The organism is Hirschia maritima DSM 19733, assembly GCF_000378345.1.
Lineage (GTDB): Bacteria > Pseudomonadota > Alphaproteobacteria > Caulobacterales > Hyphomonadaceae > Hirschia > Hirschia maritima.
In genome coordinates this window covers 573,325-594,522 of sequence record NZ_KB899546.1, presented here as the reverse complement: position 1 = coordinate 594,522, position 21,198 = coordinate 573,325, and the positions used below count along the sequence as shown (strand labels likewise).

The following is a 21,198-nucleotide window of genomic DNA, read 5'->3' as shown; positions in this document are numbered from 1 at the left end:
GAACTGTTTGTTCTCAGCGGAGAGAGGCGGTGTATAACCATCCACCTCATCCTCGTCAACCACTATTTTCAACTAATTTTTAGCGGGTTTGAAACCCTATAAAAACCAACCAAAAACAGAACCAACAAACCGCTCAAACAAGCAATCCGTTAACCCTCAATCAGCGAAGAGACGCGGCTTATATGCACCTATCTCTTAACCGTCAATCGGAAAGTTCAGAAAAAACGTTTTTTATTTCTCAGCATCATTTTTAATGGAGAGAAAATGGTCCTCCAAGGTTCTTATACCATATTCAGGAGCAGCCATCGAATGATCGGATACAGTCATATACATTTCGATTGGACCATAATCCGTTTGCTTCACAAACAATTTTGAAAAACCAAGAAGGAACTTTGCCACTCTCATAGGAATATGAGTGATAACAGGACGAGTACCCAGAACCTTGAATGCAAGCCTTGCTATATCATTCTGAGTATATGTTTGGGGTCCTCCAACATTCACTTCTAAGGAATTGTCAAAAAGACTATCCACACAAACTTTCGCCAAATCTTCACCAGCGATGGGATTTAGCTTAGCCTCCCCATTACCAAAGAGGAAAACCCTCCCCTGCTTGGCCATAGAAAAGAAATCCGCCATATCGGAGAAAAAACCTGTTGGACGCACAACACAGCTCTCAATTGCCTCAGCTCGTAATGCATCTACAAATCGCTCTTTAGCATCGATGATTTTCACATGCCTAAATCCATCCCCTCTATACACAGAGGTGTAACCGAATTTTCGAACACCCACCGCCTTTGCGGCACGCAACAAATTTAAATTCCCCTGATAATCGACGTCATCGTAAGTCAGACCATCCTTTTGGCGCGTTATGCCTATAGAAGAGAACACAACCTCTACGCCCTCAAAAACATCACGGAGAGTGTCAGGAGAGGTCACCTGCCCAATCCGGGCCTCAAATCCTTCATCTTCCAAAGACTTTGCTTGAGAAGCAGTTCTCACCAGCGCAACAGCTGAAAGATTCCGAGATTTTAATTCTGCCAAAACATGACGCCCCAAATAACCCGTTGCGCCTGCGATAAGAATTTTTCCCTGAATAGAATTCACAATAATAGACCAAACATGTTTGTAGAATTGGTGAGCACATCAAGTCGCAGTCATCTTTTACAACTCATTAAAAAAAAGAGGTGACTGAAATTTCCCTCAATCACCTCTTCAATACGATAATAAATATAGCGTTAGCCGACAATCATCTGCTTAAGTTGCAAAGCTTCATGCTCAAGCTCATTCAATCTATAGTGAACGACGTCACCGATAGTCACAATCCCGCAAAGTTTATCATCACACTTGACAGGCATGTGTCTGAAACGACCATTTGTCATACGTGCAAGCACAGATATAAGAGTCTCATCCGGTGCGCACACCTCAACCTTCTTGGTCATGAGGTCTTCAACTTTTTGAGGCAATGTCTGCCCAGGTGTTTCAGCCAATTTACGCACGATATCGCGCTCTGATAAAATCCCAATAAGCTCACCGGCTTCATCAGTCACGATCAGAGCACCAACGCGTTTTTCTTTTAATATAATAACGGCTTCATGCAGTGTTTGATCTGGACGAATTGAAAATATAACATCGCCCTTGTTTTCAAGTAATTTGCTAACATTCCCTGGTTCGGTCGCCATATTCGTTTGTTTTGACTGGCTTACCCAGGATTTTTTATCATCATCCCCTTTCATAGGGGCCTGATAAGATGTCGGCATGCGTTCCTCCTGTATATTTTTAATTGTTATGATACTAGAAGAACACAAAGTGTCCAAAAGTCAAAATGGAAGATAGATTTGCCCGCAATTAATTTTCAACTGCCACCTTTATTGGCAACTGCTCTGTTTATTCTCGCTGTCATTGCTGGACATCGCTTTAGAAAAGAGTGGAAAAAAGAAAAAGTAAGCTGGGCACGCTGGCTATATGGATGCACGGCTGCCATTTGCTTATTGGTTGTTGCCTTTATTCCATTGGATCTGAGCTAATAATCGGCTCAGTTATTCCATATCGGCTACCATTTTCTTTGCACGGGGACATAGCAACCGCTCACGCAAAGGACTGTCTGGATCAATATCCTTTTTACAGACTAAACACTTGTCTGCATCGACAATGGCATTCAACCCGCCACAGCTTCCTTTAATTGTCTTGCCGCTAAACAAAACCCCTAAGGCCATCCCTCCCATAAGAATGATCATCAATAGGAATGCTAAAAGGAAGGTCATCATTTCGTCTTCTCCATCTCCATTGGTTGCATTTTTTCGAACTTCGAGCTCGCAACCAATGAGAACCCAGAATTATCTTGCTCGTCACGCACAATAAAAAGAACTGCCAGCTCTTCTTTTTCTGCAATCGACATCCCTGCTTCAGATCCTAACACGAGCAGAGCAGTTGCCCATGCATCTGCCATCATCGCATTTTCAGCCAAAACAGTCACAGAAGCCGTTTTGTGCGTCACTGGAGCCCCGGTTTGAGCGTCTATAATATGACTATACCGCACACCATCTTTCTCGAAATAGATGCGATAATCTCCAGATGTCGCCATCCCTAAATTGGATGTGCTGATGATTTTTTCAATAGCCATTTCTGTCGCAGATGGGCGCTCAACCCCGATCCGCCATGGTTTTGACTTCACATTTTCGCCAGAAACATAAATATCACCGCCAATTTCAACCATAAAATCACTAAAACCTAAATCTTCAATGGCCAAGGCAACTCGATCAATTCCATACCCCTTGGCTAAAGAAGCCAGATAAACAGATGTATCAGGGTATTTCTTTTTCATCGAAAGCTCAGGTTGATCCCGCAATTCAATCACCTCAGACAGCCCTACTCGATCGAGAGCTGCCGCAATCGCTTCCGCGGAAGGTGTTTCACTTTCTCTTTCTTTAGATCCAAAGCCCCACAACTCAATTAGCGGCCCCAGCGTTACATCTAATTGACCTAAAGATGCTTTGTGAACTCGCTCTGCAGAGTGCATAACTTCGTACAAATGCTCTGAAATCGGAAGAAAATCCGTACTTTCACTGCGATTAAATTTAGAAATTTCTGAATTAGGGTCCCAATTCGACATTTTGGCATTCACATCAACTAACGTTGCGTCGATGGCACCCTGAATTTGATCCACTTTTCCTTGGTCATTGGTGACTACAACTGTGACATTGTAGCTCGTTCCCATTGTTTTTCCAGAAAAATTAACGCTTTTACGAGACGAATCACATCCACTAAGAATTAAGATTAATATAGGGAGAAATAAGCGTAACATCTTGTACCATAGCCTTTGATTTTGGCGCGTTCTTTTCGTTAAGGCAGCAAAAACCCATAAGTAATTGCATTCGTGCATACGAGAATTGCAACAAAATCAGCAAAAGAGGCTAGCGGTTACGTGCATTTCGCATTACGAACACCTCACTAGAGCAAAAGTATCCAAATGCAATACCAAAACAACAGAGTAGTAATCCTTTGTCGAACTACCATCTAAAAAGGGGTTTGGACCTGCCAGTTGCAGGCTCTCCACTCCAAGAAATCTCTCCTAGCCCGGACCTAGGACACGTTGGCCTCGTTGGGGCTGATTACATCGGCCTAAAGCCTCGTATGCTCGTCGAAGAGGGCGAGGCTGTAGGCGCTGGAACACCAGTCCTCATGCACAAAGACATGCCTGATGTTCTATTAACCTCACCCATTTCTGGACGCATTAAAGCAATCAATCGCGGTGCTAGACGTGTTTTAGTCAGTGTTGAAATTGAAGCAAGCAATGACGGTTTAGAACCAGTTGACTTCTCTAGTGTTGGAAACATCGACACAAAAGAAGGTATCACTGAGAAGCTATGCAAGTCGGGGCTTTGGACTTCGTTTAGAACGCGTCCCTATTCAAAAGTGCCTGATCCAGCGACTACACCAACTGCAATTTTCATTACTGCAATGGATTCAGAGCCACACGCTCCCAAAGCAGACCTGATTATTTCACAAGCTGCTGATGCTTTTGAAAAAGGTGTAGATGTAATCTCCAAACTTTCTGGCAGTAAAACATATGTTTGCCACGAAAACGGAGCTGACATTCCAGCTGGTACATCTGAAAATGTTGAGAAAGCTAGTTTTTCTGGCCCTCACCCGTCAGGGCTGCCTGGTACACACATAAATATTCTAAACCCGCCAACAACTGAAAAGTTCGTTTGGACTATCTGGTATCAAGACGTTATCGCAATCGGGCGATTGGCGCTTACAGGCAAGTTGGATAGCGAACGCGTTATTTCATTGGCCGGGCCACAAGTTAAGAACCCTCGCCTGATTAAAACAGTATTGGGTGGATCAATAAATGATCTGACGACAAATGAAGTAGATGATTCAGTTCCTCTTCGGACCATCTCCGGTTCAATTCTGAGTGGACGCAGCACAGAAGGCCCAGATGCATATCTTGGCCGCTACGATCGTCAAATCACTGTAATTGAAGAAGACCGCAAGCAAATTCCAGGTGGCTGGATAAGACCTATGGCAAGTAAGTTCTCTTACCAGCCGGTCCTCCTTCCACAACTTGGAAAAAAAGTCTTCAATTTTACTTCCAACTTAAATGGTGGACGTCGTGCAATGGTTCCGACAGGAACATTTGAAGAATTGATGCCGCAGGATTATCTGCCAACACAACTTCTTCGTTCTTTGTTGGTGATGGACACAGATTCAGCTCAAGCACTTGGTGCACTTGATCTTGATGAAGAAGACCTCGCTCTCGTCGGCTTCGCTTGCCCGGCTAAATATGAATATGGTTTAGCGCTGCGAGATTGCCTGACCAAAATTGAAAAGGAAGGGTAAAGCTATGGGGCTGCGCAGTTTCTTTGATAAAATCGAACCGCAATTTCTAAAAGGCGGTAAATACGAAACCCTTTTCCCCATCTATGAGATGGTGGAAAGTCTTATGTTCACACCTAAGACTGTGACTACCGTTGCACCGCACGCTCGTTCTTATGTCGATATGAAACGCATAATGACATATGTCGTACTCGCAACAATTCCATGTATTTTGATGGCCTTCTGGAATACAGGTTTTCAAGTGAACTCTGCTTATGGGACATTTGAACCTTCAGGCTGGCGTGTTTGGATACTTCAAACATTGGGAATAGGTTTGGATGCCAATAATTGGTTCGCCAATATGGCCCATGGAGCCCTTTATTTCTTCCCGATCTATATCACGACACTTGTTGTTGGTGGTATTTTTGAAGTGTTGTTTGCAACAGTTCGCAAGCACGAAGTGAATGAGGGTTTCCTTGTAACTTCAATGCTTTATGCACTGATTTGTCCACCTGATGTTCCTCTTTGGCAAGCTGCACTGGGTATCGTATTTGGTGTTGTTATCGGTAAAGAAGTGTTTGGTGGTACAGGGAAAAACTTCCTAAACCCAGCGCTAACTGGCCGTGCATTCCTTTACTTTGCCTACCCTGCTCAGATGTCTGGTGACACAATCTGGACACCTGTTGACGGTTTCTCCGGCGCAACAAACCTAGGTATTGCCGCACGCGATGGTTATGAAGCTATCATCACTCAAGGCACAACTTGGATGGATGCATTTATCGGTATCGAACAAGGTTCTCTTGGTGAAACATCAGCCCTTGCTTGTTTAATTGGTCTGGCTTTCCTTCTATTCACTAAGATCGCTAACTGGCGTCTTGTTCTTGGTTGTCTTGGTGGAATGATCGCTTTCAGTTACCTATTGAACTTTATCGGCTCTGATACAAACCCAATGTTTGGTATGCCTTGGTATTGGCACCTTGTGACTGGTGGTTTTGCCTTTGGTCTTGCCTTTATGGTGACTGAACCGGTATCCGCCTCCCACACGAATATGGGACGCTATATATATGGTGCACTCATTGGTTTCATGGTGGTTATGATCCGCGTGATCAACCCAGCCTTCCCAGAAGGCATGATGCTAGCCATTCTATTTGGTAACGTGTTCGCACCTCTCATTGACTACTTTGTCGTTCAAGCAAACATTAAGCGCAGGGCGAAACGAAATGTCTGATTCAAACACAAACAACACTAAGAGCAAAAATCCGATCGCTCGCTTTTTTGCGCAACCAGCTGACGCACCAAGCAAGACAATTTTTGTAGCGGTGACGCTATGTCTAGTTGCTTCAATGATTGTGTCTGCTGCAGCTGTAGCATTGCGCCCAACACAAGAAGCCAACCGCCTGAAAGATAAACAGGTAAACGTGCTTCAGGTTGCTGGTGTATATGAAGAAGGCATCAACGTAACTGAAGCTTTCGCAGCATTTGAACCTCACCTTCTTGATATCAAGACAGGCGAATTCACAGACAAGTTCGACATAGCGACATTTGAAGAACTGGCCGCTAAAGATGATCCATCTGTTGTAAAAGACATTTCGGATGATCCAGCTGGCCTTGGAGGCAAACAACAAATGTATCGCGTTGTTTATCTACTTCGTGATGCTGATGGTGGCTTAGATAAGGTAATTCTACCGGTTGAGGGCTATGGTCTTTGGTCAACACTTTATGGCTTCATTGCCGTAGAAGAAAACGCCAACGACATTTTCGGCCTACAATTCTATCAACATGGAGAAACTCCTGGCCTTGGTGCTGAAGTTGATAATCCGCGCTGGAAAGATTTGTGGAAGGGTAAAAAACTTTTCACTGACAAAGGCGAACTTGCAATTACGGTAGCAAAAACAGCTCCTCCTGCAGGTAAAGATTACCACATAGATGGACTGGCAGGCGCAACACTAACATCTGTTGGTGTCGACAATCTGATAAAGTTCTGGATGGGCGAGCAAGGCTATGGCCCCTTCCTTGAGCGCGTGAAATCAGGAGAAATCTGATGGCTCAGACATATAGAAAACAACTCATAGACCCATTGGTCGATAACAACCCGATCACATTGCAGGTTCTAGGTATCTGTTCAGCGCTTGCTGTAACATCTTCCCTAAAAGTTGCCTTTGTGATGACAATCGCTGTGACTTTGGTGACGGCATTCGCATCCATGTTCATCTCAATGCTGCGTAATCACATTCCTAGTTCGATCCGTATTATCGTGCAGATGGTGATTATTGCGTCTTTGGTTATCCTCGTTGATCAGGTTCTTAAAGCTTATGCGTTTGAGATATCCAAAACACTTGCTGTGTTCGTAGGATTGATCATCACAAACTGTATCGTGATGGGCCGCGCTGAGGCATTCGCAATGAAGAACCCTCCCTTTGCCAGCTTTGTTGATGGTGTAGGTAACGGGCTAGGTTATGGTCTAATTCTAATGCTTGTTGGTTTCATCCGCGAGCTATTTGGATCAGGCACATTGTTTGGAATTACAGTACTTCCAACAGTAAACAATGGTGGCTGGTACCTTCCTAACGGACTGCTTCTTTTGCCTCCATCAGCCTTCTTCATTATCGGGCTACTCATTTGGGCGTTCCGCACATGGAAACCTGCTCAAGTTGAAGAGCGTGAACACAAGATCCAAACAATCGAGGCGCACTAATGCAAGACCTCATTTCACTTGCCGTAAAGGCGATATTCGTAGAGAATCTCGCACTTTCATTCTTCCTCGGTATGTGTACTTTCTTGGCTGTTTCCAAGAAAGTATCCACAGCGATTGGTCTAGGTATCTCTGTGATGATTGTACAATCCATCACAGTACCAGCAAACAATCTAATCCTCACCTACTTACTCGCGCCTGGTGCTCTATCTTGGGCAGGTTTCACTGAAGTTGATCTGACTTTCCTTGGATTGATTTCATACATTGGTGTGATCGCTGCGCTTGTCCAAATTCTTGAGATGATTTTGGATAAGTACTTCCCACCACTCTACAATGCGCTTGGGGTATTCCTTCCATTGATCACAGTGAACTGTGCGATCCTTGGTGGATCTCTGTTCATGGTGGAGAGAAGCTATGATCTGACAGAATCAGTCGTATACGGAGCTTCATCTGGATTTGGTTGGGCTCTCGCAATTACTGCAATGGCTGGGATTCGCGAAAAACTGAAATACTCAGACATCCCAGACGGTCTTCAAGGCCTTGGTATCACATTCATCTCTGCAGGTTTGATGGCTCTTGCCTTCATGTCCTTCAGCGGCGTTAAACTATAAGGGAGGCTTGGATATGGAAACTTTTAGTCTCGGAATTATCCTTTTCACGCTTATCGTTTTAGCGTTGGTTACATTAATCCTGACGGCACGTTCAAAACTCGTGTCTACAGGGAATGTAAACATCACGATCAATGGTGAGAAAACAGTTTCAGTTCCCGCTGGTGGTAAGCTTTTGCAAACACTTGCAGCTGAAAAACTATTTGTACCATCTGCCTGTGGTGGTGGTGGTACATGTGCTCAATGTCGCGTCAAAGTGCACGCAGGTGGTGGATCTATCCTCCCTACTGAGCAAAGCCATATCACAAAGCGTGAAGCCGCTTGTGGTGACCGCTTATCGTGTCAGGTTGCAGTAAAGCAAGACATGCAGGTTGAAGTCCCTGAAGAAGTCTTCGGTGTGAAGAAATGGCGCTGTAAAGTGCGCTCAAATGACAATGTGGCGACATTTATTAAAGCACTTGTCCTTGAGCTTCCTGAAGGTGAAGACGTGAACTTCCGTGCTGGTGGTTATATCCAGATTGAAGCACCTCCTCACGCGCTGAACTATACTGATTTTGATATCCAAGATGAGTATAAAGAAGATTGGGATCGCTTTAATCTATGGCAATACAAATCCACTGTTGATGTGCCGGTTGAACGCGCCTATTCAATGGCCAACTATCCAGACGAAAAAGGGATCATCATGCTGAATGTGCGTGTTGCTTCCCCTCCTCCTGGAGCAGAAGGTATTCCTCCTGGTCAAATGTCTTCTTTCATCTTTAACCTGAAGCCTGGTGATGAAGTGACTATCTCTGGTCCATTTGGTGAATTCTTCGCACGTGAAACCGAAAAAGAAATGGTCTTTGTCGGTGGTGGTGCAGGTATGGCTCCAATGCGATCACACATTTTCGACCAATTGAAACGCCTTGAAAACCGCGACCGTAAAATTAGTTTCTGGTATGGAGCGCGCTCCAAGAAAGAAATGTTCTTTGTTGAAGACTTCGACACTCTTGCCGAAGAATTTGACAATTTTGAATGGCACGTGGCGTTATCAGATGCGCTTCCTGAAGATGATTGGGATGGATATAAAGGCTTTATCCACAATGTCTTGTTTGAAGAATACCTGAAAAACCACCCTGCTCCAGAAGACTGTGAGTATTACATGTGTGGACCGCCAATCATGAACCAATCGGTCATCAACATGCTCCTTGAGCTTGGTGTAGACCGTGAAGACATCATGCTCGATGACTTTGGTGGATAGATAAACCAAATAAAAAAAGGCCGAACTCTCATCAAGGAGTTCGGCCTTTTTCTATATGCTTACAAAATTTGGGTAAAATTACTCAGGAAGAGTTTGATAACACACGACCAAATGCCCATCAAAATCGACAAAAGCCTGCTCAACAAATTTGAAGTCTTGTCCTTGTGATATTCTGGGTTCTATGATTTTCAGCCCAAGCGCTTCTAATTGAACAAATTTCTCTTCTAGATCTTCAATACCAATGACAAGCGCTGTCATATGCGGAGCTGATTGAGGCTTCGGCAATTGAATTCCTGTTGCTTCAGTTAAATTCAAAATTCTCTGTTCTGCCGCCTCATGCAAAGAGACAAATCGCAATGATGCATTCTCAGGAAAGTTGAATACCGGATAGCTGTATGAATCCTTGGGGCCTTCACGTACCTCACTCGCCCCTAATCCCAGTATATCGCGGTAAATCGTCAACGACCGCTCAATATCGCTCACAACCAGATTAGGTCGCTTCATGTGGGGCATTTTATGGACAGGTACCGCGCTAACAGTTGATTGCCCGGTATTCGTCGTCGTACAAGCCGCCGCTCCTGTCAGGGCAATCCCCGCCACGGTCACTATTTTAATAAAACTCGAAATCTGATTTTTCATCTCAACACCACCAAATGATATACCATTTACACGGTATATGTTTCATTCAATAGGTCAACTGTCTTGAGGATCAGAAATATCTTTGGCTTGAGTGAAAGCACGAAAAGCCACGATCGAATAATATTTTGGGAAGATTTCGCTATGTTAGAATTTTTCTGCCGAGTGTAATTGAATATTTTTAAATACTATATCGAACACAATACCAACATGTGATGCACAAGTTAGCCACATATACTTTTCTGTAACCCATTTTTCTTTTATGGAGTTAACGTTTAAAATCAAAGGGCTTCCTTCAGTCTCTTCAAATGAACTTACCATGCTTTCAAAATTTTCTGGCTTCACCTGAGACAAAACAAGTTGATCTACAACTGAGTATATTGCATCGCCACGAAAAGATGCTCTAACGACACCACTCAATTTAATCATCAATTCTCCGTCTTTTTCATGAACAATGCCAATTTCGACAAGCTCTTTTTTTATAGACAGGCTAGTAATTTCACAATCGTGAAGATTGTTTGAGAACCCCAAGATCCCATTTTCATCAAACGTTGTCATTTTATTTTCAGTCTTGAATATGAGACCGCCCCGGCGTCTCCATGATTTCTTCAATGTTCAGGCTCTATAGTAAACGAGACGTTATCCGGACTTTCAGCAATTCCAATTTTTGCTGAATTGATAAACAAACACCACCCAACTAAATCACCCGTAAATGTATTCTACATTCGTTTAGCTTGCTAATGCTGCTTCATCAAACCAGCCAGCGCGTCAACATCCACCCTACTCAATTCGGCACTTAAGTCGTTTTCTACATCCACTTGATTGACTCGTTCTATATACAATAGCTCTCCAAGTTCGGCCTCTACAACAAAATGCGCGACTAGTGAATTAGTCTTGATATGACCTGTTGAATTTCCATCCAAGACAATATCGACTTTACCGTCCTCATATTCAAAAACACAAAACTTCCAACTTGATGCATCAATTGGAATGCGTGCTTTTCCCCATGTAAACCGTCGTTCCCACTTTTTAGGAGGTTTAGCGGGCAAAAAAGCCCATCCAGATATATCAGGTGCCTGTCGTACAATTTTTTTGGTCAATTGAAGCGCAGCAGGATCTCCGGCTGGGGAGAATATGAAAGTGTTTGTTTCCCCGACAATATTGAGGCCGATCAATTCCCAACAGGAAATACCCAACTCATTGAGTTGTTTTTCGAAAACAACGAAGTCTTTTTCACTTGAACATTTGGTTCCCACTCGAAACACTAATTCCAAATGATTTGAAAACCAGCTCCAAAAATGTTGTATTTTTGCATCCGTACTCATGTACTAATTGTCTATCTTGCTTGCACAAAAAAATTCCTAATCATTTGAATGCATTATATAAAAAAATTATGCATAATCCAACGAAAATCAGAATGTATGCATAAAAATGAATTGTAGAAGTACGGTATACAACAAATAAGGTAACTCCCCCCAAAATGAGCCCGATTACACTGTAAGGGAATTCCATGGAAGTAAGTACCATTAAACCAATGGTCACAATTAAAAGTACTACTTCCAACCCAATCTTAAACAATCCGCTTTCCTTTTTTTCTCTAAGCAAATCAAATTGAAATCCATTCAAATCTCTTCGATAGCATGGCGCAAACTGCCACTAACAAAAACACAAATATAACTATTTGCGTTGACCTATCTTGTTTCGCCAGCTTCCGCCTTTCGAGCCTCACTACCGATTGGAAGTAAACACTTGATATTACAAGAAAAGGAGCCCACAAAACAGCAAAATCTATTACCTCCTGAGATTGGGCCATCAGAAGTACAAGAAGAATAAATAGAATGGGGTTCACGCCATGAAAGTAATGCCTCATTGGCTTGGGCATGCTGCAGTATAATATATCGATACAGCTGAAGTTGCGCCCATCCCAACCAAATCAATATCAGCGGCAGTTGCTATTTTAACAAAACACGAAATCTGATTTTTTATTTGAATATTCACCTCCCCCAACTCAACTTATGATTTGCCACACTTGGTACATCGTCTAGCGCATTCAACAAAACCAAATATTAAATAAGGCACAAATATACGTCGTCAAATATAGTTTGAAAGAAAAATGGTGCGCGGTACAAGGTTCGAACTTGTGACCCCTACGATGTCAACGAGGTGGTTAAATATTTCTATGTATTTCTTACCTTTTATAAAAGCATATATATCAACAACATAAAAAAATTTTCATTTCTCGGCATATCAAAATATATCTTGAAATTCACCATAAATGAGGGGATATTGAGGGGATGAAACATCTGCCCCCCTCTATATGAAAACGAAATTATCTCTTTCCAACCTCAAAGCGCTAAAGCCAAGTGAGAAGAAATACGTATGCTGGGATAGTGAACTCGCTGGCTTTGGTGCGCGTGTACAACCAACCGGCAAAGTTGTATTTTTCGTACGCCAGTCAAAATTCGCTTTAACTGGCACAACACTAGATATCACTATTGGAGCACTAGGCCAGCCTTGGACACCTGCTAACGCACGTAGCGAAGCAACCCGCCTACTTTTATTACTAAAACAGGGCGTAGACCCCAGAAAACAAATTGAAGATGTAAGCTATACCATCAATAGTTATTTTCAGGTTTTTAGTGACCAAACCAATAGTCGCAAAAAACAAAGCTCCATCGAATTAGAAACTTCATTATTTAAACGACACATCTCACCCTACCTGGGCAAAACAAAACTCAAAGAGCTAAACGCCACACACATTAGTCGCTTCATGAAAAGTGTAGCAAAGCCACGTACAGTGATTGTTGAAAAAACCAAGGCACGCGGCAAGGCAATTATTAAAGGCGGACGACCAACTGCAAATCGCGCATATGATTTGTTATCTGCCATGTTGAACTATGCGGTTTCTAACGACATCATCGATAAGAACCCAGCTAAACATATCTCGAAATATCCCACTCAAAAAAAGGAGCGCTTTCTCTCAGATGAAGAATTGAAGAGACTTGGTGTAGCCATAAGAGTGGAAGAGGCTAACGGAGCAAACGAATACCCGCTCATGGCGATTAAACTACTGCTTTTCACTGGAGCTAGAAAGAATGAAATTCTAAGCCTGAAGTGGACATACATTGACTGGGAAAGAGGAGTCGCCAACCTACCAGACTCGAAAACTGGCGCAAAAACAATTTTACTTTCACCGACCGCAATTGAACTAATGAAAGCAATTCCCAGACTTGAAGGTTCAGAGTGGGTTTTTCCCGCTTCACGAGGAAGTGGTCATTATACCGGCTTACAAAAAGTATGGAAAAAAGTCAGAGAATTTGCACAGCTGGACGATGTAAGACTGCATGACTTGAGACATACCTTTGCGAGTCTCGGAGCCAGCCGAGGTCACAGCCTTTATATAGTGGGAAAAGCATTGGGGCACACAAAACCAACAACTACACAACGCTACGCTCACTTGGCTGACGATCCTGTTGCGAGCGCTGTGATGGACATCAGCGCACACTTCGACAAGAATTTAAATTTCCATTAGCCATGGTGCCTAATGTGTTTTCTAAAACGCGACTAAATTCTAATTTTTTCGGATTCGACAAAATGAACGACCCTTCTTCATATGACGGCAATAGTCACAACGAACACAAATATATTTTAGAAAATGGAGACTCACTCAAATTAGCAGATCGCGTTTGCGAATATGCACAACAGATCAACTACTTGCACACGCTTCTCCGAAAATCAGAGAATATGAGTGATGAAGCTGAAATTCTGAAACAAAAATTGGCGATATCAATGGACGCTGTCACTTATTCTGCCAGGTTAATGAAGGATATCGGCGAAGAACTAAGAGCTCCAGATTTATTCCGCGTATTTTTACCGTTGATGGACAGCCTAAAGACTTTGCACGAAACGGGTTCAGCGCCAAAGCTGATTGCAAGCCGCAAGGGGTATGGGAACCGTCCAGCGGATTCTTTGCAAAAAATAATGTTGAAAGTTTACACCGTTCTGATTTTTAAACTTTACATAAAAGCTGGTTTACAATCTGGCATCGCACAGGAGCGGATTGTAAACATATACAAAAACAATCTCAATTCTCCAGAGCTGAATTCCCAGAGCACCCTCAAAGATTGGGTAAAATACTGCAAGCCCGACAAAAAATGGCATGAAGATTATAAGGCCATTAAAAAACATTTTTTGTTGCAGCAGCAGAAATCTAACAGCAAAGCAGTTCTCAATTTTGGCTTCGCTACTGAGATCTGCACCGACAACAGTGAAGAACTACCAATTTTACCAAAAAATAGAATAGACCAAATGCTAAAAACCGCCATAACAACCAAAAGATCTATTATTTCAAAAGACTAATTAGCCCCACTGTTTTCCGTCCACTGCTTCTGGAAATTTCCTAACATCCATCGGAATTAGCCGCTGGTGAAACAATTAGGAAATTACATGATTTCAGAACTGCTCAATACAAAACAACTCGCCGATAGAACAGGAATAGCCGAAATCACTTGGGCAAAGCGCCGTATGCGCGGCGAACCCCACACACCACCCTACCTTAAAATTGGTCGAAGCGTAAAATATCGCTGGGACGATGTAGAAAAATGGTTAGCAAGTAAATCGTGCTCTAGCACTTCGCAGGAGGTGTAGATGAAATACTTTTCTCCGCCCTCCGACGCTCCAATAATTGAATTTGAAGAATACAGCGTACTACCGAACTTAGATAACGACGACTGGACTAATGAATCATGCTGCCAAGACCTTATCAGCTACCTCGGAGGGTCTTTAGCAGAAGTGCATCAGACACTTCTGAGATCGGGTAATAGGGGGTACTTCCCGCAAAATTCTGAGGTCGTTAAATGGCGTTCAAAGGTGCCCACTCTCATTGCAATAGGGTTAAACATTGAAGAACAGCTCGTTTATTCCTCACACCCACCATATCAAACTGGCATCTTGTATACATTGCATTTCTCTTCAATCGAAGAGGAGAACATCAATGGCTAAGCGCAAACGTAGGATAAACGCAAAAGGTAGAAACGATACTGAGCAGTATCTCCCGATACCCTATTCAATGGCAAACCACCCTACCTTTCGCTCTCTCTCAGGTCCAGCTGTGAAGGTTTGGATCGAATTGAGAAGTAAATTCAACGGTTCAAACAATGGCAAACTATCGCTTAGCTTTCAGGACGCAGCGACCAAACTGGGACTAAGCAAAACGACGGTTGGAAGAGCCTTTAACGAACTGCAGGAAAAAGGGTTCATTGTTAAACAAAAAGCCGGGCATTGGTACGGACGAAAGGCAGCGGAATATCAAATAACCGATAAGCCATACAATGGATCAACAGCAACGCGCTCTTGGCAACAATGGAGGGCACCTAAAGAACGGTAAAATTAGAAATCGGTACTCTTGCGGCTCACTATCTTCGAATATGACCCAGATGAATACCGAGGATTAAATTTGCGAACCAACATGGTACCCGTCGGTCTATTCTAGACATGCTCGACGGAGCCATGTGAGTACTGCCTATATACTCCATACTAGGCTCCTTTAAGAGCCTTGAATGGGTCTGAGAAATACCAAGGGAATTATTCCAAGCAATTATAAAGTAGGCGAAGCATCCCCGAAGGGGATTACCTCACAACAATAGGGTCAAACTTGTAGGGTTCTATTAAAACCATCTACGGAAATCTTTATGATCAGATATACTTTGGACCACTAATTTCCTCAATAGTCCTGAAGTTATCTTCATGCGACATGAAATGGCCCTAAGTCGCCTGATTAACAGTGTTCAATCTTTGCAAATCTCATTTATTGAATTTAGTATTGTGGGGTCAATTAATTCAACTAGCGTTGCGGTGGCTTTTACGAAGACTATCGCAGAACATTTAGTTGTTTGCGTACCTTGAATTATTGCGGCTTTGACTTTTCCAACTCGATGACCAGTTGGTATGTCGCGTGTAAAACAGTGTGTGGCGTCGTTGTAGCTTTTTACGGAGCCATTTTCACAAAGAATGCTCCATTTTATATCCAATTGTACATTTTTATGAGCCGGACTAACCTTAATTCCATCAAAGTCGTGTTCAAATAATTCATCTTGCTCATGTTTAAAAATAGCTTCTCTATCTACAGGATGAAAACCTTGTGCGCTATACATTAGCCAATGCCTAAAAGCAGTAAATTCCTGCAAATACAATAGCTTTGGTGCTAAAACAGTTCCAACGGGGCTACATCGAATGAAACGATTGTAAGTAGCACATAATTCGTGATTTTCACGCGTGATATTATATTCAATCACATATGCATCAAAAGCGTTTGTTTTCCGCACTTGTTTGGAATTTTTGCTTAATTGTTCAAAGAAAACTTTTTGTTTTGTTTCTGCGCTCCACAAGGAGACGGAAGCAATCTTCTGGTCTAATGATAATTCGGAATTGCTTGGAACGTTCAATGGCACCTTACAGTCAGTGCATCCAATCAAACCCAAACCCAAAACACAGGATAAAACTAGCTTTTCTATCATATCTGCTTCCCCCACTATTTTAAACTAGAATAGGCAAATATATAGAAAAACAGCAAGATCAGTAGATTAAGTGATCTGTCCGCTTTTGGCGAAAAATCGCCCTTTGCCAAACTTCAGAGTATCCTCAAGCAACCTTCAAAAACCTATACAACGTCGCTACCCCTACCCCAGCTGCTTTGGCAGCTTTTTTCTTAGAAAGCCCTGCTTCCAAATACTGGACAGCTTCTTTGCATTTCCTCTCAGTTTCCGGTGATGCTTGCTTTCCTTTGTATTTGCCTTCTGCCTTAGCTCTTTCAATGCCAATGCGTTGCTTATCTAAGATTTCTTCACGCTGCATTTCTGCAACCGCCGCCAGAGTTGTCAGCACAAGTTTTCCGGTAGAACTGGTGACATCCAAGCTCCCCAGATCATCAACAAGCAACCTCACCCCTTTTGATTGCATCTCACGAATGAATGACAGAACTTCTTCTGTGTTGCGTCCCAACCGACTTACAGAGAGGACAACAACCACATCACCTTTGACCAGCATGCTTTTCAACTCATTGAAGACGGGTCTGTCCAATGAACGACCACTTTCCTGCTCTTTCAGCACCTTTGCATCTGAATGACTTCTCAATAGATGGTCCGCTTGCTGATCCACATTTTGATGTTGAGTTGAGGTACGGGCATAGATGTATTTCAAGGGGTAATCCTATCACAAAACTAGTCTTACGATAAATCTATCACATAGATGGTTTAATATCTATATGATAGATTATTACAAGTGAGCCATAGAACTATAGTCTTGTGATAGGAGTTGAGCAGAAAAACCACTCCACGAGCACTTGCTACTTATCGAGGCTCTCCGACTAGGAAGCTTTGGATACGCTCAAAATTCATATGGGTTGCCTTCAAGGCGAGTTCAGCAGTTTCTCTCTCAGGTCCCGGTTGAGCACTTTGATAGCGTTTCACGGCAATATCGTGAGCAGCATGATAGATGTGTATCGCTTCCTCCAATGGTCTCCCCTCTCGAACGGATAGCATTCCTACCAATACAACCATATAATTCTCAAGAGCGGCGGTACGTGCCGCTAATGCGTCCCTGCTATTCATTGAATAACTCCCAGCGTTAGTGTGAAGCGCCAGGCAAGATCATTTTGAGCATTCTTACATGCTAATTCTCCTTTTTCGAGAACTGCAATTATAAGTACAATGAAAGCGAGAGGTATCGTCCCCCAGCCCTGATGCCTCTTATTGGGTTGCGTTTAAAAGCGCAGCCCTTTCTGTTTGGGGACCGGATAAGTCTGGAATTCGCCAAAAGCGGACTGGTGAATAAATCGAGTTTGAAAGAGCTTTGTTGATGCCATAACTCTCTTCGCTACACATTCCATCTTGTAGTTTAAAGACTACAGGGCCTCAAAGTCTATCGCCGCAATTTTCATCAATTCACCGAGTGATATTTTGGGAACAGGTCGAGGTCGACGGTATGTTATTTTAATTGGTTTTAGTCTTAGGGGAGGTTCATACCCTATTGGTCTGTCAATAAAAGTTCGTTTTAGTGCAGAAGCTAAATCAGGTTGCTGTATATCAGTGGACAGATCAATGAGCCGAGAGGCCATATGATTGATCGATCCAAGTCCTTTCTTCACAAAATACCCGAGTTCTATATATTTTTCACAATAAACGTTTTGATGTTGCCAATCGCCACGCAAATATGGTGTTGGATTTGTGTGTGGTGCTCCTTTCATCAACAATTCAACTGCATGAAGTATATGTAGTTTTGCGATAGAATTTTGTTCCAACGTTACGGCTATATCAGCCATAAAAATGTGATACCAAAAGAAACGATATTCATAACCAGTATCACGCCATTTGCTGTTTTGGGTCCCCCAGCTTTTCCAGAGACGTCCTTTATTGTCGTACAAAGCGTTAGATTGGATAGCTGCAAAATAATCTTGTTCAAGTTGAGCTAACTGTTGAACCATTTGCTTCTCAGGAAGCCCAGCAGCATATGCATTTTTCAATGTTTTGGGTTTAACAACGCTTGCTTTATTTAAAGAAAGTTGGACTACATTGCAGGGAGGCGGGCCGCCCAGTCTCGCTTCAGCTTGGGGCGAATAGAATATCAGAATACAGAACAATATTATAGTTATGAACTTCAATGGTCTGCCCCCTAAAAAGGAGCGTAGGCCTGATATGACTTAAGATCAACTTTGAAGTATGTCTTACTGAATTGTTCATCAGGCAGTTTTGGGCCAATTACCGACTCTTCACTATTTTATTTTCTGCATTTCACCGACGCCTATTGCTCCAAGAGGAAGTGACATCTCCTTCATGCCATCTGGAGTTTGCAAGCGTTTATAAACACCTTGTGTGGGAGCCAGCCAGACTGTTCCAGTTCCCTCAAATGTTTGACACCCGAGACACTTGTTGCAACCCAACTTTTACTGCTCTTCTTGACCGAGAATTTGATCCCATCACTTCTTACAATCGCAAAGTTACCATCAACGGACAATCGACTATATATTAGATCAACTTTTTCTAGTTCATTGAATGGTACTGGAGAAAACAATATGGCTATTCCATTGCCTTGAATGGATGTTTGAATAAGCCCCTCACCGCCATAGAGAGCTGCAGAAATATGCTTTTGTACCACAGCAGAGATATCCAACTCTTTAGTGCTACCAAAGAAGGTTCCTTTATCCACGATAATGCCCTGCTCTTCAGCGTGGATATCATGAAGAAGAAAATGTCCAAACGTCGGTTCAAGAAGGATGACACCGCTTCCCTGTATCTCATTCACAAGGAAAGTTTCTCCAGACAGCATTTTTCTGGACAGCCCTTTAAGAATACCACCTCCACTGGAAGCTACGATTTCGAGATCTCCATGCATGTAGTACAAAGCCCCCCGACTCCAACCTTATTGACGAGTTATTGAGAGTGATCCTGATCATTTTGAGGGTCAGATCGACTTCCTTAGCGAAGAGCAAATCCCTTGGGAGGCTGATATGTGAAGACCCAGACAATGATTTGATCGATAAGACTTCTATCTTGGTACGATCTGAAACAACTTTGGTTTCAAGAACATCTGCAGTCTCAAACAACATATCGCCCTCTAATCCCAGTCTGAATCTAGATCATAACTAGAGCTATCAAGCTGACCAGAAATGTTGTTGACAAAATTTTCGATTGGAGCTGGGAAGGTCCCTTCTGGAGACATGACAACAGCCACATAGAGAATTCCTGCTAGAACCGTTGCAGCAATGGCAAACCAGATCAGGTCAAACAAAGGCTTGAATATGAAAGGCCCGACAATGGGTGCATTTCTCAAAAACGAAATTGCCAATACGACAACTACAAAGACAATAATCCAAGTCAATTTCTTACCTCTACATCCAAGAAGGTGGGAAGCAGCGGCATCACATGGCAAGCATGTATTGAACTCACGATTTCAAGCACAACTACCCCGACCCTGACTTCTAGTTTACAACAAATATAGATGTTAACTTTAAGTTCAGATCGGGTTTATGTCAAAACTTAATTTAGACTTCGTGGATCACCTTAAAATTAAGGTCGACCATAGGGTATGGAAACAGAGCTCAAAAATCATATCGCGGCGATTGTGCGGGCAGCACGTAAAGCTAAGGGTATTACTCAAGAAGAACTTGCAGGGCGCATAAAACGTACTCCTGAAAGCTTGAGTAATGTGGAACGGGGCAATACCCTACCATCCATAGAAACGTTGGTCTGTTTGTGTCAGGAGTTAGAAATTAATCCGAACTCAATCTTTCAGAGTAGATCGACATCAAAAACTCGTACCGCTAACGAACAACGGTTAGCTCAAGAGATACAGCAAATGATTGAAAGATTGGATGAAGATGCTCTTATTCTAGCAAAGGCACAAATAGCGGCACTTTTGGAATTTACTCAGAAGAGCAAATGAAGTTTCCATCTAAGATTTATTTCTGTTATGCGTTTGTCCATTTAGTCCGATGAACAAGCGATTTCGCGCCAAAATCGGACGCGGGGCTGCAACATGATGAATAATTTTTGCAGGAAACCCCAGTGTACTAGATTGATTATTGACAGGCTGATTAGAATTTTCTTCGTTATGTTTTACAACTGAACACCAACTTAGAAAATTATACTTTTTCGACTCTAGTTATTAGCACAAAAGGTCAGTAGTCTAGAATGTCTAGCTATACACCTATAGTTGCAAACTTATGTAGACGAACCGCATTATCCAGGTTAAAAAAATGGGTTTAGACCAATGGTGTTGGGAGCGGGCGTTTGTCAGTAACTACAGATCTAAGAGATATACTAGAAGCACATTTTGAATCCAGAGAACTTAGAGATTTCGATGAGATAAAAAAGGAATGCTGCCGTATACTTAGTAAATATTGCGATTTTCTATTTGTGTTTCGAGAGCAAAGATATTTTGAAACCGAACATAGTAGAGACGATCTTTATTTTCAGTATTTTTCTTTTGGAATAGAACTCCCAGGTAACATAAAGACTTATAAAAATCGAAACTCTTTAATCGAAAGTGTTTCTGAGTGGGACAAAACTGCCGAAAAAAAATATTCTTCAAAACACTGCCAGTTCTATATCAAAAATTCGAGCCTTTCTGACCATGAACAAGACAAGGTATTCAACCTCATAAAACGAATAGTTGTATTCCATTACCTCAACTCAGGCGCGAAAGCACAT

The 21,198-nt window shown here is 42.5% G+C and carries 25 protein-coding genes; 12 read left to right on the top strand and 13 right to left on the bottom strand.

Translation table 11 applies throughout. The features are described 5' to 3' along the window. Window positions 1-231: 231 nt before the first annotated feature. Together F551_RS0111275 and F551_RS0111270 are read right to left on the bottom strand one after the other, a co-directional pair. Window positions 232-1,104, bottom strand: a complete 873-nt coding sequence (locus tag F551_RS0111275; RefSeq protein WP_018997619.1) for an SDR family oxidoreductase — start codon at window positions 1,102-1,104, stop codon at window positions 232-234. A gap of 131 nt (window positions 1,105-1,235) precedes the next feature. Further along, complete coding sequence (locus tag F551_RS0111270; protein ID WP_026296801.1) at window positions 1,236-1,757, bottom strand: CBS domain-containing protein; 522 nt, start codon at window positions 1,755-1,757, stop codon at window positions 1,236-1,238. A gap of 78 nt (window positions 1,758-1,835) precedes the next feature. Here F551_RS0111270 and F551_RS0111265 point away from each other — a divergent pair, with 78 nt between their 5' ends. Beyond that, window positions 1,836-2,024 (top strand): hypothetical protein, encoded by a 189-nt coding sequence (locus F551_RS0111265; protein ID WP_018997617.1) that lies wholly within the window; start codon window positions 1,836-1,838, stop codon window positions 2,022-2,024. A 12-nt stretch (window positions 2,025-2,036) separates the two neighbouring features. Here the strand turns inward: F551_RS0111265 and nqrM are convergent, their stop codons facing one another. Both nqrM and F551_RS0111255 read right to left on the bottom strand, forming a co-directional pair. After that, the gene (gene nqrM / locus F551_RS0111260) at window positions 2,037-2,264 is read right to left on the bottom strand and encodes a (Na+)-NQR maturation NqrM (protein WP_018997616.1); all 228 of its coding nucleotides are present in this window, start codon (window positions 2,262-2,264) and stop codon (window positions 2,037-2,039) included. Then, window positions 2,261-3,214: an FAD:protein FMN transferase gene (locus F551_RS0111255; protein ID WP_018997615.1), complete on the bottom strand. Its 954-nt coding sequence runs from the start codon at window positions 3,212-3,214 to the stop codon at window positions 2,261-2,263. The genes nqrM and F551_RS0111255 overlap by 4 nt, the downstream gene beginning before the upstream one ends. 284 nt (window positions 3,215-3,498) lie before the next feature. Between F551_RS0111255 and F551_RS0111250 the strand changes: the two genes are divergently transcribed. Genes F551_RS0111250 through nqrF form a run of 6 tightly spaced genes read left to right on the top strand, consistent with a single transcriptional unit; the run spans window position 3,499 to window position 9,358 of the window. After that, window positions 3,499-4,842, top strand: coding sequence for a Na(+)-translocating NADH-quinone reductase subunit A (locus tag F551_RS0111250; protein ID WP_026296799.1), 1,344 nt, complete (start codon window positions 3,499-3,501; stop codon window positions 4,840-4,842). A gap of 4 nt (window positions 4,843-4,846) precedes the next feature. Beyond that, on the top strand, window positions 4,847-6,046 hold the full coding sequence (locus F551_RS0111245) for an NADH:ubiquinone reductase (Na(+)-transporting) subunit B (RefSeq protein ID WP_018997613.1): 1,200 nt from the start codon (window positions 4,847-4,849) through the stop codon (window positions 6,044-6,046). Beyond that, the gene (locus tag F551_RS0111240; RefSeq protein WP_018997612.1) at window positions 6,039-6,860 is read left to right on the top strand and encodes a Na(+)-translocating NADH-quinone reductase subunit C; all 822 of its coding nucleotides are present in this window, start codon (window positions 6,039-6,041) and stop codon (window positions 6,858-6,860) included. Before F551_RS0111245 ends, F551_RS0111240 begins: the two co-directional genes overlap by 8 nt. Next, entirely contained in the window at window positions 6,860-7,513 is a 654-nt protein-coding gene (locus tag F551_RS0111235) for an NADH:ubiquinone reductase (Na(+)-transporting) subunit D (RefSeq protein WP_018997611.1), read from the top strand. The genes F551_RS0111240 and F551_RS0111235 overlap by 1 nt, the downstream gene beginning before the upstream one ends. Next, window positions 7,513-8,121, top strand: coding sequence for an NADH:ubiquinone reductase (Na(+)-transporting) subunit E (gene nqrE / locus F551_RS0111230; protein ID WP_018997610.1), 609 nt, complete (start codon window positions 7,513-7,515; stop codon window positions 8,119-8,121). Before F551_RS0111235 ends, nqrE begins: the two co-directional genes overlap by 1 nt. Window positions 8,122-8,134: 13 nt before the next feature. After that, on the top strand, window positions 8,135-9,358 hold the full coding sequence (nqrF, locus tag F551_RS0111225; RefSeq protein ID WP_018997609.1) for an NADH:ubiquinone reductase (Na(+)-transporting) subunit F: 1,224 nt from the start codon (window positions 8,135-8,137) through the stop codon (window positions 9,356-9,358). A gap of 78 nt (window positions 9,359-9,436) precedes the next feature. Here nqrF and F551_RS0111220 read toward each other — a convergent pair whose 3' ends face one another. The 3 genes from F551_RS0111220 to F551_RS0111210 form a co-directional block, all read right to left on the bottom strand. Next, window positions 9,437-9,997, bottom strand: a complete 561-nt coding sequence (locus tag F551_RS0111220) for a VOC family protein (protein WP_155825929.1) — start codon at window positions 9,995-9,997, stop codon at window positions 9,437-9,439. Between the two features lie 144 nt (window positions 9,998-10,141). Beyond that, on the bottom strand, window positions 10,142-10,552 hold the full coding sequence (locus F551_RS0111215; RefSeq protein WP_018997607.1) for a hypothetical protein: 411 nt from the start codon (window positions 10,550-10,552) through the stop codon (window positions 10,142-10,144). A gap of 179 nt (window positions 10,553-10,731) precedes the next feature. Beyond that, window positions 10,732-11,319: a hypothetical protein gene (locus F551_RS0111210; RefSeq protein ID WP_018997606.1), complete on the bottom strand. Its 588-nt coding sequence runs from the start codon at window positions 11,317-11,319 to the stop codon at window positions 10,732-10,734. Between the two features lie 992 nt (window positions 11,320-12,311). Between F551_RS0111210 and F551_RS0111195 the strand changes: the two genes are divergently transcribed. The 4 genes from F551_RS0111195 to F551_RS16655 all read left to right on the top strand — a co-directional run bounded on the left by F551_RS0111195 (window position 12,312) and on the right by F551_RS16655 (window position 15,380). Then, window positions 12,312-13,526: a site-specific integrase gene (locus F551_RS0111195; RefSeq protein WP_018997603.1), complete on the top strand. Its 1,215-nt coding sequence runs from the start codon at window positions 12,312-12,314 to the stop codon at window positions 13,524-13,526. 62 nt (window positions 13,527-13,588) lie between these two features. After that, entirely contained in the window at window positions 13,589-14,353 is a 765-nt protein-coding gene (locus F551_RS0111190) for a hypothetical protein (protein ID WP_018997602.1), read from the top strand. A gap of 87 nt (window positions 14,354-14,440) precedes the next feature. Beyond that, window positions 14,441-14,641, top strand: a complete 201-nt coding sequence (locus F551_RS0111185) for a helix-turn-helix transcriptional regulator (protein WP_018997601.1) — start codon at window positions 14,441-14,443, stop codon at window positions 14,639-14,641. A gap of 346 nt (window positions 14,642-14,987) precedes the next feature. Then, window positions 14,988-15,380, top strand: coding sequence for a helix-turn-helix domain-containing protein (locus F551_RS16655; RefSeq protein ID WP_018997599.1), 393 nt, complete (start codon window positions 14,988-14,990; stop codon window positions 15,378-15,380). A 400-nt stretch (window positions 15,381-15,780) separates the two neighbouring features. Here the strand turns inward: F551_RS16655 and F551_RS0111170 are convergent, their stop codons facing one another. The 6 genes from F551_RS0111170 to F551_RS0111145 form a co-directional block, all read right to left on the bottom strand. Further along, a complete protein-coding gene (locus F551_RS0111170) occupies window positions 15,781-16,509 on the bottom strand; it encodes a hypothetical protein (protein ID WP_018997598.1) in 729 nt (242 codons plus the stop codon). A 124-nt stretch (window positions 16,510-16,633) separates the two neighbouring features. Continuing rightward, complete coding sequence (locus F551_RS0111165; RefSeq protein ID WP_026296796.1) at window positions 16,634-17,191, bottom strand: recombinase family protein; 558 nt, start codon at window positions 17,189-17,191, stop codon at window positions 16,634-16,636. Window positions 17,192-17,340: 149 nt separating this feature from the next. Then, window positions 17,341-17,601 (bottom strand): hypothetical protein, encoded by a 261-nt coding sequence (locus tag F551_RS0111160; protein ID WP_018997596.1) that lies wholly within the window; start codon window positions 17,599-17,601, stop codon window positions 17,341-17,343. Between the two features lie 293 nt (window positions 17,602-17,894). Beyond that, window positions 17,895-18,650 (bottom strand): hypothetical protein, encoded by a 756-nt coding sequence (locus F551_RS0111155; RefSeq protein ID WP_155825927.1) that lies wholly within the window; start codon window positions 18,648-18,650, stop codon window positions 17,895-17,897. A 170-nt stretch (window positions 18,651-18,820) separates the two neighbouring features. Continuing rightward, the gene (locus F551_RS16950) at window positions 18,821-19,390 is read right to left on the bottom strand and encodes an AIM24 family protein (RefSeq protein WP_267878890.1); all 570 of its coding nucleotides are present in this window, start codon (window positions 19,388-19,390) and stop codon (window positions 18,821-18,823) included. 213 nt (window positions 19,391-19,603) lie between these two features. Continuing rightward, on the bottom strand, window positions 19,604-19,867 hold the full coding sequence (locus F551_RS0111145; RefSeq protein WP_155825925.1) for a hypothetical protein: 264 nt from the start codon (window positions 19,865-19,867) through the stop codon (window positions 19,604-19,606). A 207-nt stretch (window positions 19,868-20,074) separates the two neighbouring features. Between F551_RS0111145 and F551_RS17185 the strand changes: the two genes are divergently transcribed. Beyond that, window positions 20,075-20,431 carry a helix-turn-helix domain-containing protein gene (locus F551_RS17185; protein WP_018997593.1) on the top strand — a complete coding sequence of 119 codons (357 nt, stop codon included), beginning with the start codon at window positions 20,075-20,077 and terminating at the stop codon, window positions 20,429-20,431. The last annotated feature ends 767 nt before the right edge of the window (window positions 20,432-21,198 follow it).

Coding starts and splice junctions, on each gene's coding strand:
- F551_RS0111270 (WP_026296801.1), bottom strand. CDS start 1,757: ATGCCGACATCTTATCAGGCCCCTATGAAAGGGGATGATGATAAAAAA.
- nqrM (WP_018997616.1), bottom strand. CDS start 2,264: ATGATGACCTTCCTTTTAGCATTCCTATTGATGATCATTCTTATGGGA.
- F551_RS0111255 (WP_018997615.1), bottom strand. CDS start 3,214: ATGGGAACGAGCTACAATGTCACAGTTGTAGTCACCAATGACCAAGGA.
- F551_RS0111245 (WP_018997613.1), top strand. CDS start 4,847: ATGGGGCTGCGCAGTTTCTTTGATAAAATCGAACCGCAATTTCTAAAA.
- F551_RS0111240 (WP_018997612.1), top strand. CDS start 6,039: ATGTCTGATTCAAACACAAACAACACTAAGAGCAAAAATCCGATCGCT.
- F551_RS0111235 (WP_018997611.1), top strand. CDS start 6,860: ATGGCTCAGACATATAGAAAACAACTCATAGACCCATTGGTCGATAAC.
- nqrE (WP_018997610.1), top strand. CDS start 7,513: ATGCAAGACCTCATTTCACTTGCCGTAAAGGCGATATTCGTAGAGAAT.
- nqrF (WP_018997609.1), top strand. CDS start 8,135: ATGGAAACTTTTAGTCTCGGAATTATCCTTTTCACGCTTATCGTTTTA.
- F551_RS0111220 (WP_155825929.1), bottom strand. CDS start 9,997: ATGAAAAATCAGATTTCGAGTTTTATTAAAATAGTGACCGTGGCGGGG.
- F551_RS0111215 (WP_018997607.1), bottom strand. CDS start 10,552: ATGACAACGTTTGATGAAAATGGGATCTTGGGGTTCTCAAACAATCTT.
- F551_RS0111210 (WP_018997606.1), bottom strand. CDS start 11,319: ATGAGTACGGATGCAAAAATACAACATTTTTGGAGCTGGTTTTCAAAT.
- F551_RS0111195 (WP_018997603.1), top strand. CDS start 12,312: ATGAAAACGAAATTATCTCTTTCCAACCTCAAAGCGCTAAAGCCAAGT.
- F551_RS0111190 (WP_018997602.1), top strand. CDS start 13,589: ATGAACGACCCTTCTTCATATGACGGCAATAGTCACAACGAACACAAA.
- F551_RS0111185 (WP_018997601.1), top strand. CDS start 14,441: ATGATTTCAGAACTGCTCAATACAAAACAACTCGCCGATAGAACAGGA.
- F551_RS16655 (WP_018997599.1), top strand. CDS start 14,988: ATGGCTAAGCGCAAACGTAGGATAAACGCAAAAGGTAGAAACGATACT.
- F551_RS0111170 (WP_018997598.1), bottom strand. CDS start 16,509: ATGATAGAAAAGCTAGTTTTATCCTGTGTTTTGGGTTTGGGTTTGATT.
- F551_RS0111160 (WP_018997596.1), bottom strand. CDS start 17,601: ATGAATAGCAGGGACGCATTAGCGGCACGTACCGCCGCTCTTGAGAAT.
- F551_RS17185 (WP_018997593.1), top strand. CDS start 20,075: ATGGAAACAGAGCTCAAAAATCATATCGCGGCGATTGTGCGGGCAGCA.